Here is a 10108-nt window from a genome sequence, read left to right as displayed (position 1 = left end):
GCTTCCCTGCCGAGAGAGCCACCCAAATCGATGGGCTTTCCGGTGACTATACCCGGGCTATAACCGTGATTTTGACTGTATTCGTCCATAAACCACGCCATGATCTGAGCGTTGGTATTGACGTCCGGGGCGGGGATGTCTTTATTCACACCAATGATTGGACTGATCCTTCGGAAGAACCGTCGAGACAGCTGTTCCAGTTCCCGTTCGGAATAGTCCCTTGGATCTATGGTTATGCCGCCTTTTCCGCCGCCGTAAGGGATATCCACTACGGCAGTCTTGTAAGTCATGAGAGAGGCCAGGGCTCGCACTTCGTCCAGATCGACTTCCTGATGGTAACGGATCCCACCCTTAAAAGGACCCCGGGCGTTGTTGTGCTGAATACGATACCCCTTGAAGACGGCCAGCGAGCCGTCGTCTCTGTTGAGTGGTACTTCGACGGCAAGTTCACGATCGGGCATCATGAGTGAATTTGAAAAGTTTTCTTCCAGTCCAAGTTTATCGGCGGCTCTCTCAAACTGGTCACAGCACGCTTTGAAATTGTTTACTTTAACTTCTGTCACTTTAGTACCCTCCTATTTGATTGCTCCAGGTATTTTCTGCCTGCTCAGATGGAAGTTAACCCGTTATTGCAGTTTTGTCAACTGATAGCATAGTCTTCAGCTTTATGTCTCTTTTCAGTAAAATATATTTCATCTAAATTAACAACTCAATAGAATGCAATAAATGGCTCAGAATAAGATAGCATTTCTTACATCCGGCGGCATAGCACCGTGTCTTTCTGCGTCTATTGGTGCACTGATGTTGGAGTATAACCACAAGGCACCGGAAAGTGATATGTTGGGTTACCTCCACGGTTACAGAGGTCTGTTGCTTGGCAAGTCACTTGAGATTTCAACATCCGTTCGCGAGCGAGCCCAAACTCTTCTTTCCTTTGGAGGGAGCCCTATCGGCAACAGCCGCGTGAAGCTCACCAATGTGGAAGACTGTGTCAAACGCGGCTTTATTCAAGATGGGGAGGATCCATTAAAGGTTGCGGCCCGGCAGCTTCTGGAAGATGGTATTTCTATTTTACATACTATCGGTGGTGACGATACCAATAGCATGGCGGCGAGCCTCGTTGCTGTTTTAAAGGAGATGGGTGTTGAGCTCACTGTGGTGGGGTTGCCAAAGACGGTAGATAACGATGTTTATCCTATTGTTCAAACCTTGGGTGCCGCAACGGCGGCGGAGCAGGGAGCCGTATTTTTTGAGAATATTGCCAATGAAAATACCACGAGCCGTCGCCAACTCATTATTCATGAAGTGATGGGCCGCCACTGCGGCTGGCTCACCGCTGCCACGGCCCACGCATACCGCGAACGGTTGAAACAGAAAACATTTCTTCCCGAGATTCTAGTCTCCGAAGATCGGTGGGATGTAGATGCGGTTTACGTGCCTGAAACGGATATAGATTTTTCAGCTGAATGTGAACGTCTAATGAAAAAGATGAATGAGAAAGACGGGGTCAACATTTTCCTCAGTGAGGGTGCGGGTATTGATACGATCGTGAAGGAAAAGGAGGCGATGGGGGAGGAGGTTGAGAGAGACGCTTTCGGCCATGTGAAACTCGATCTTATCAATCCTGGTTTGTGGTTCGCCGAACAGTTTGGGAAACGGCTCAAATCGGATAAAATCCTCGTTCAAAAAAGCGGTTACTTCGCCCGCTCCGCTGCACCTAACGGGGAGGACCTGGATTTGATCAAGAGAAGTGCTACCATGGCTGTCAAATATGCTTTGAGTGGAGAGAGCGGCGTAGTTGGCCTCGATACGGACAGAAATAGTGAATTGAGTCTTATCAACTTTGATCGAATCAAAGGTGGAAAACCTTTTGATGTGACGGCGGAATGGTTCAACAGTATGCTTGTGAATATAGAGCAAGCTTAATCAATATCAAAATAGGGAGTATAAAGAAAGATGAATCTTGAACAGTTGGAATCGACAGCGAAAGCTATGGTGGTGCCCGGAAAAGGTATCTTGGCGGCCGATGAGAGTACACCAACCATTAAGAAGCGGTTTGACCAGATCAATGTCAAATCTACCGAAGAGAGGCGGCGGTACTACCGGAATATGCTTTTCACCGCTGAGGTGATGGAAAATCACATCAGTGGTGTTATCATGTTTGATGAGACACTCAGACAGTCTTCACTTGATGGAGAAGTCCCGTTCCCCAAATTTCTCGCTGATATAGGAGTTATTCCCGGCATCAAAGTGGACGAAGGGGCGAAACCGCTAGCGGGGTATGAGGACGAAAAGGTGACGGAAGGTCTCGATGGACTACGTGACCGGTTAGCGGAGTACTACGACTTAGGTGCCCGCTTTGCTAAATGGCGGGCTGTCATCACCATCAGAGAAGATGCACCATCTTTTGCCTGCATTGATGCCAACGCTCATGCTCTGGCCCGCTATGCGGCGCTCTGTCAGGAGGCGGACATTGTCCCCATCGTAGAGCCGGAAGTGCTGATGGATGGTGAGCACAACATAGAGGCCAGTTTTGAGGTGACAGCTGAAGTACTCAACGCTCTCTTTGAGGCCCTCTTCCGCATGGATGTCTATCTTGAGGGGACGATCCTGAAACCAAATATGGTTTTGTCTGGTTATGACTGTTCAGAGCAAGCGTCAGTTGATGAGGTTGCTGAAGCGACAGTCTCCTGCTTCCAGCGTTTTGTTCCGGCGGCAGTGCCGGGTGTCTGTTTCCTATCTGGCGGTCAGAGCGATCTTCTCGCTACACAGCACCTCAACGCTATGAACACGATAGACGATTTAGTCAAGCCATGGCAGCTCAGTTTCTCTTACGGACGTGCCTTGCAGCAGTCGGCCCTTAAGGCGTGGGGAGGTGACGATTCAAATGCCGAAGCGGCTCAGAAAGCGTTCTATCACCGGGCGAAGTGTAACGGTGCGGCTACGTTGGGGCAGTATAGTGACAAGATGGAAAAAGAGGGCGCGCCGGCTTAAAATCAGACACACCAACATAAACAAGCGTGAAAAAAGAAGGGACCTAATGGTCCCTTCTTTATATAGACGACGTGTATTGCGTTATAGTCTAGCTAACAGATTTGTGGAGCTTAAAGTTGATGGGAATTGATATCCAGACACCGACAGCCACATCTCTCTGCTTGGCGGGTTTAAATGGTGTCTTTTTAACAGCATCCATAGCTGCCTGGTTCAGTCCGGTCCCGGGCAAACCTGTTAATATAACAACATCTGTTACTTTACCCCTCCTGTTGACAAACGCCTGAAGGACAACATTACCTTCAACACCAGCCACACGTGCAATTTCAGGATAGATAATATTCGCCTTTATGGCCGCGTAGCCGCCGATTGGTAAGGGTGGTTCATCGTAAGGTATAAAGCGGACGCGTGGTCCTTTATCTGAGGGGGGAGGTGGTGGCGCTTCCCATACTTCAAAATCTTCGAAGTTGATCTCTTCCAGCGTGACGTCATCGGCCAGCTCTTCATCTTCAGAAGCGACGGGAACCGATGGCCTTGGCGGAGGTGGCGGACGTTCGAACTGCTGCGTCTGAGGAATGTCAAACTGTTCAATGTCAACATGCGCAACCTGTTCAACGATGCGCCGCCTTTCGAAAGGACGGGAGAAAACACGAAATGTGACGATAATAGATACCAGCACTATCAGCATCATTGTCCTTACTACGATGGGATATTGCCTCTTTAGTATGTCCTGCTCATTTGAATGCGAAACCATCAGTCTCACTCCGTTTTTGCGCTACCTTAATATAAGACCTTTTCATCTTAATATCCAATAAATAAATGCACATCTTTATCTTTTGTTTCACAACTTTTAGTGTTAATTAACCTTAAAAGTTGGCTGTTGAGTTAAGGTTAATCTATGATGGTGAATAGCTAATTGATAGGTTACGTAATAGGGAAGATGTAACAACAAAATCGGTTATCTAAAGTGCAAAACTACTTCCTCTTTCCGCTGACAATACTCCATAAAAGAGAGACGGCAAAACCGGGATAGAAAGGTTCGATGTCCAGAGGATAGGCTGGCGAATCAGCACCCTGAAGGGTGCCGGCAAGCAACCAGGCAAAACTCACTGTTGCTGAAATAGTCATCATCCAGGTCACACCGCGGATCACAAACCGGCCATCAGCCCAGAAGGTGATCAGCAGAGGGACTAGGAGTCCCGGAACGCAGACGGTACCGATCACATACCACAGACTGACCACGGAAGGGAGCAACCATGCGAGTAGAAGTGAAATGATTGCTGTAATCAGAAGTCCCACTTTGGTCAGTTTCACTGGACTGTCCGTTTCTCCTTTCAATCGCCAGATGATATCCCTGCCGAGGGTTGTGGCGCAGATGAATCCGAATGAATCTGTTGTTGACATAATGGTGGAGAGGATAGCGATAAAAAAGATTCCGAGGAGTACGGGCGGCAGAATCTCCATTCCCAGCTGAGGAAGTGCCATGGCAGGATCGGCATTGTCAGCCAGGATTGCTCTGGCGTAGAGTCCTGTGGTGAGCGTAAGGAAATCAAAGAGCGCCCAGAAAATGATCGCCGTCAGGATTCCCCGTTTTGCCACGGCGGGTGAATCGGCCGCTGCGCAGCGTTGGTAAAATCCCGGGTCGACAAACGTCCACATGGCGATGAAGAACCAGACGGTTATGTACTGGGATGTATGTCCGCCCTTCCAGGTGAGATGAAGTTGAGGCAGTTTCTCCTTCAGCATACTAAAGCCTCCGTACTGGGTGGCGGCCAGGATAACTATGACGGCGAATCCTGCGAACATGAGAAAAAACTGAAGCAGATCAGTTCTGATGACGGACCGGAAGCCGCCCGAAAATATGTAGACTAAACTGAGAGCGGCGGCCAGCAAAAGTGCGACGTTACTATCAATATTGAATATCAGCTTGAGGATGATTCCTGTGCTAAAGATATAAGGAGCGGGAGAGGTAAGGATCATCACTAGTACGGCGCTTACGATTCCGGCCTCCGCGCCGTATTTGTCACGAAATCGATCCGGAATAGTAGTGATCTGACTCTGCCGTATTTTGCCAGCTAGAAGAAAAGCGAAAAGCAGGGCGAAGAGATAATAGGGGAGACCAAACACAACCCAATTTGAAATCCCGTAGCGATAGGTGAATTCACCAACACCGAGTATACCTCCGTACCACGTGGCCACCAGGGACGCTGTGAACGGAATCAGGGTCAGTCTCCTCCCCGAGAGGAGGTAGTCATCATCGCTGGGTGACTGTTTTTTCGACCTTATGAGGCCGAGGGCAACTACACCGGCAAGATAGAGAACTATTATGGAAAGATCGAGGAAGTGAAAGGGTGAATTCACTCGGGATAGGATATAAATACGAACACGCCGCCGGAGTCGACCGTGACTGAAAAATTGCCGCCGACAGCTTCATTACTGATTCCGGTGCCATCGCGATGCAACGGTTCATCCTGCAACCTGTATTTCAGTCCTTCCGTCGTGACTGAAATAATTTCCTGTAGAGGTAAAAGGGAAACCTTCTGACCCTGCTCACAACTGAACTGGTAACTTTCTTCCACGTAGTTAATTTCCGCGTAGTCGGTCAGCATGCTCAGTTTTACTCTGCCGGAGTAGTTGCTCAGGATCAAGATGTTTGCCAGCGTATGGTCGTCGCGTTGGCCGGTGGCGCCAAGGATAGTAATCTCTCTTACACTCTTTTGGATGCACCAGTCGAGCGCCTTTTCCAGGTCCGTGCTGTCTTGGTCGGGCAGCTGGATAACGGTGGCGTCATAATCGTCCGGACTTTTCTGCAACGAATCCAGATCACCGATAATAAACTGGGGCGCCAGATCATGACGGATCGCGCTGTCGGCACTTCCGTCGGTGCAGATGAGGGTACGGGCGTTACGCAGTGTGGTAAGAGGTTTGGGGTGCGACGGAAATGTCCCGTCGGTGAGAATGACTACGGGAGCGGAAAGGGGCTGTTCTACTCTTTCCATGGGACGCGAAGCCACCATTCGAAGCGCTGCCTCTGTTCACTAGATGCTTCGACTATCTTCTTCAGATTAATCAAATCCGGCGGAGAACCGACTGGAACTATCTGTAGCGACCGCATGAGACCTTCACGGGTGATGAGAAGGGTAACCGCCTCACCGATCCGGGACCGCTCCAAATGATCATTCAGTGATTGACTCGAGACGCGAACATCATCCACGGCTACAATTTCATCGTTCACATTGACACCGCTCTCGTAGGCAGGAGTGCCCGAAAAAACGGTTTTCACAACAGGATTACTATCACCTCTGGTTTCAAAACCGTAGTACGGTGTCTTTTCGGATCTGCCTTCGCTGTATCCTTTCACGAACTCGACGCCGAAAGTTTCAAATGCTCCGCCGTAGTCCACTTCTTCAGTTGTATCTGCGTGGCGCCATACGTCCTGCAGAGACCTTCCGGCGACTGACTCGCAAGTCTGGCGGAATTCGTCAGATGTATACCCTTTTTTCGGATCATCGGAGTGAGATTCGTTGAGTTGACGGAACACGTCATCCAGCGACTTTTCACCTGCAGTATGCTCAAGGATCGCCAAGTCGAGGAGAAGACCGACAACAGCACCTTTCGAATAGTAGGAGATCTGCGTATTGGGCGATTCTTCATTACGTCTGTAGTATTTGATCCAGGCGTCAAAGCTGGCTTCAGTTGCAGACTGGACAAGTCGACCGGGAAAAGTCTCCACATTCTTGATATCTTTGGAAAGAAAGTCAAAATATCCCTTCTCATCAATAATCCCCGATCGTAGCAGGATCAGATTGTCGTAGTAACTGGTAAGTCCTTCAGCAATCCACAGATCTTTTGTGTAGTTCTCTTTTGTGTAGTCAAAAGGACCGAGGGCGATGGGCCTGATTCTTTTCACGTTCCAGGTGTGGAAGAATTCATGGGCTACAGTGGAGAGAAAACCGTGGTACTTTTTTTCATCTGTGAATGCCCATCGATCAATCTGAATGGTCGTGGAATTGAGATGCTCCAGCCCACCACGGGCGCCATCGAGAAGCAGAAATAGGAAAACGTATCTGTCATAGGGAAATCCACCAAAAATGCCCTTGGTCGCCTCCACAATCTTCTGTACATCATCCACGAGCTTATTCTCGTACACACTTCCTTCGCCGTAAAGAGCAATCTCATGCTGAGTCCCATCCACCGTGAACTTGAGGACTTTGTGGTTTCCTATGAGGATGGGGGAATCGACAAGGATGTCATAGTTGGCGAATCGGTAAGTTTGACGTTTACCGGGGATCTTCTCAAGGCCTGTGGAGATCGTGTGCCATTTGTTGAAGGGGCGAACTTTTAGTTCGCCCGGTTCATTCTCCATCCCTTCTGGATAGATGAAGACAGAAGCGCCATTCACATAGCCGCGGGAGTCGTTGAGAAAGCTGGTGCGCACTGACTGTTCGTAGGCGTAGACGCGGTACTCCACCCGCAGATCTGAATGACCGTCCAGCGCCACTTGCCACTCATTCTTGGACGTCTTTTCGACTGTTAGAGGTTCATCGCCGGCGAAAGCAGTAACCCGCGGTACGTTGCGTGAAAATTCGCGCACGAGATATGACCCGGGAGTCCAGACGGGCATCTTGAGTCTCACGGTGGATTCAGTGACGGCTTTCAGTTCCATCGATACATGGAAATAGTGTGTATGCGGTTCCGGCATGGAGAGGTGATAGATGATCTGGTCGTTACGATTCTTGGTTGATGCCATAGTTACACCAAGCAGCAGAGAAAACAGGATGAAATGATTAATCACAGGTTTTGCTCCTTTAACTTATGGATAAGAGAAAGGAAGATACAAAAATATTCAGCTAAGTTAAAAAGAAGGCGATTAGCTGACCGCCTTCCATTCCGGAGAAAAGTTCTTCTGAAAACCCTGTTCAGTCTCAAAGTCGTAATCGGCAAGATGACGGCGAAACTTTGTCTTGTACTGTTTAGAGTGGAAAAAGCCTCTCATCCTTCTGGATGCGGGAATAATCATCTCCGCTGGCCGCCAGACAAAAGTTTCTCCAAGAACGGTGTTGATGATTCTTCCCTCCTGGCAGGCCCACGCTGTTTGAGCCAATCCCCTTCTTCTGATGAGCTGTTTTTGTATCCGTTTCAGCATGGCGGCCGTGCGAGGATCAGCAAAGCGGAATTCGACTGAGTAGATAACGGCTGCATGGAGAGAATCGGGTACAATCATCACGCCGTCGCTGTTTCTGCGTCTAGCCATCCAGTAGAGGATTTCACACACTTCCCCGGCCATTCCAAGCCCCGGAAACTGTTGGCCGGGCAGTTGGGGTTTTGCGCGGCTGAAGTGTCCCAGTGGGTTCTGAATGAGAAGCCATTCCACCATGAGAATACTGTACGAGAGTTGTTTTTCTTCTTTTCCGCTGCTGTCATCGAGGCCAAATGTTCCCTCGCGCACGGCCAGCTCAGCTATGACGAGTTTCTTCTCTTGCCAGTGATGGGTGAGGCGGAGAAGATGCTTGAAAGGCTGTGAAGTCGAGATTTCAACGGAGATACTATCGAGGCCAAACTTCTCCAGACGGGACAGAATCCCGAGTCCCTGAAGAATAAAGAGAATACCTTTACTACTGTACTGGCCAAGAAAGAGGGACGTTCCTCGGCTGGCAGTCAGGTCTAAGTAGAGCTCTTCGTTTGTCATCCGATTGTCGTTGTCGGGCTGGATCAGTTCGAAGGAGGAGATATGAGAGAGGATATTCCGGAATTTCCGCCGCTGTACCATTGGGGTAAGTTACGGTGGGCACGGAGGAGCAAAAAGAAGCAAATTATCCTTGCCTTGGTAATCTATAAGTGGTAACTTGGAAACGAAATAAACGATAATCGTTTCCTATGACGAATAGAATTTCACCAGTTGAAGAACAGATTTTAAAAGAAGGGTTTGACACCCTGACACAGGCGGGAATCCGATCCTTTACAGTTGAGTCTCTGGCTGCTCGACTCCACATGAGTAAGAAGACTATCTATAAGTTCTTCCCGACTAAAGAGACACTGTTGGAAAAGACAATAAGTTTTGTAACGCGTAGAATCGAAGCGAAATTCCAAGATGTCATCTCCTCTGATGAGAATGCGGTTGTGAAGTTCAATAGAGTTATGGATATCATTCCCGACCAGATGAGGCGATTTCAGATAGAAAGGATTCTGGAGTTGAAGAGTCGCTATCCATCAATTTGGCGCAAGGTCGAAGAGTTCCGTCTCGCAAGAAGAGACAATTTTTGTACTATTCTGTCAGAAGCTCAGGAGCAAGGTTTTTTGAGAGCAGATATTGACGTCCAAGTGGCAGCGACACTCTATATGAATATGGTTAACTCGACATTTCAGCCTGAATTCTTCATTAATAATAATCTAGCACCGGTGGATACGGTAAAGACCTTCGTAAGCATGATTGTGGAAGGTCTCTTCACGGAGGACGGTGTCCGTGCAGCGAGATCACACCGAGCAGAGCAAGAGAGGTAGATTGAGAATGAGTGATCGCATTAAAGCGTGGTTTATCCGGCAGAGTATGGAGCATTCCAAGCGGACCATCCGGGTAATGGTACTATTATCTCTTATTCTGATTACGGGCTTGAGTGGCAACCTCCTGTTGGTTTTTAAATGGGTGGGAGAATGGGTTTTGCCTGATGAGACGCTCGCCCAGGTCTTCCCCTCATCTTACGATCGTTTCGCGGAAAAACTGCCCCATTTCGTTTTTGACGAAGACATAATGAAACTGCTCCCGCAAAATACCGAAGCCCGTATTACCTGGGAAAATGTGAGGGATGAGTTCGGTAGTACCGATATGGGTTTCATTGCGTTTGGGTTACCGGGGAAATCGGTTTTTGATGAGAAACTGCTGGCATCTCTGTGGGATGCAAGCCGAGCTCTGGAAGAACTTCCGGAGGTGGACGAAGTTATATCAATATCGACGGTAGATCGGATGGACAGCGACGATGGCTTTCTCGAAATAAGCAGTCTCCAGCCTTCCCGGAATCTGACTGCGGATGAAGTTCAGGATATTGAGCAATACCTCAACAGACTTTCCAGCCTGAAGAAACGGATGGTGGGGCGTCATGGCGATTATGCGAATATCATG

General features: G+C 48.8%; 10 protein-coding genes. 4 read left to right on the top strand and 6 right to left on the bottom strand.

Features of this window, described 5'->3' with window-relative positions; all coding sequences use genetic code 11:
• Positions 1–563 (bottom strand): Glu/Leu/Phe/Val dehydrogenase dimerization domain-containing protein (locus QF669_04810; protein ID MDP6456759.1); only part of this gene is annotated, 563 nt, incomplete at its 3' end.
• A gap of 163 nt (positions 564–726) precedes the next feature.
• Between QF669_04810 and QF669_04805 the strand changes: the two genes are divergently transcribed.
• Entirely contained in the window at positions 727–1926 is a 1200-nt protein-coding gene (locus QF669_04805; GenBank protein ID MDP6456758.1) for a pyrophosphate--fructose-6-phosphate 1-phosphotransferase, read from the top strand.
• A gap of 30 nt (positions 1927–1956) precedes the next feature.
• Positions 1957–2994: a fructose-bisphosphate aldolase class I gene (locus tag QF669_04800; GenBank protein MDP6456757.1), complete on the top strand. Its 1038-nt coding sequence runs from the start codon at positions 1957–1959 to the stop codon at positions 2992–2994.
• A gap of 88 nt (positions 2995–3082) precedes the next feature.
• Here QF669_04800 and QF669_04795 read toward each other — a convergent pair whose 3' ends face one another.
• From QF669_04795 to QF669_04775, 5 genes are all read right to left on the bottom strand, one after another.
• A complete protein-coding gene (locus tag QF669_04795) occupies positions 3083–3745 on the bottom strand; it encodes an energy transducer TonB (GenBank protein MDP6456756.1) in 663 nt (220 codons plus the stop codon).
• A gap of 221 nt (positions 3746–3966) precedes the next feature.
• Positions 3967–5352 (bottom strand): sodium:solute symporter family protein, encoded by a 1386-nt coding sequence (locus QF669_04790; GenBank protein MDP6456755.1) that lies wholly within the window; start codon positions 5350–5352, stop codon positions 3967–3969.
• Positions 5349–6008 carry a thiamine diphosphokinase gene (locus QF669_04785; GenBank protein ID MDP6456754.1) on the bottom strand — a complete coding sequence of 220 codons (660 nt, stop codon included), beginning with the start codon at positions 6006–6008 and terminating at the stop codon, positions 5349–5351. The genes QF669_04790 and QF669_04785 overlap by 4 nt, the downstream gene beginning before the upstream one ends.
• Complete coding sequence (locus QF669_04780) at positions 5978–7786, bottom strand: PDZ domain-containing protein (GenBank protein ID MDP6456753.1); 1809 nt, start codon at positions 7784–7786, stop codon at positions 5978–5980. Before QF669_04780 ends, QF669_04785 begins: the two co-directional genes overlap by 31 nt.
• A 75-nt stretch (positions 7787–7861) precedes the next feature.
• On the bottom strand, positions 7862–8761 hold the full coding sequence (locus tag QF669_04775; protein ID MDP6456752.1) for a hypothetical protein: 900 nt from the start codon (positions 8759–8761) through the stop codon (positions 7862–7864).
• Between the two features lie 107 nt (positions 8762–8868).
• On the opposite strand from QF669_04775, the gene QF669_04770 reads away from it, so the two are divergent.
• A complete protein-coding gene (locus QF669_04770) occupies positions 8869–9492 on the top strand; it encodes a TetR/AcrR family transcriptional regulator (GenBank protein MDP6456751.1) in 624 nt (207 codons plus the stop codon).
• A 7-nt stretch (positions 9493–9499) separates the two neighbouring features.
• Positions 9500–10108: hypothetical protein (locus tag QF669_04765; protein MDP6456750.1), on the top strand; the 609-nt coding region annotated here is incomplete at its 3' end.

It is taken from the genome of Candidatus Neomarinimicrobiota bacterium, from assembly GCA_030743815.1.
In the GTDB taxonomy this organism is placed as follows: domain Bacteria; phylum Fidelibacterota; class Marinisomatia; order Marinisomatales; family S15-B10; genus UBA2146.
Note: the sequence above shows the minus strand (reverse complement) of the source record. Positions and strands in the feature narration are given on the sequence as shown.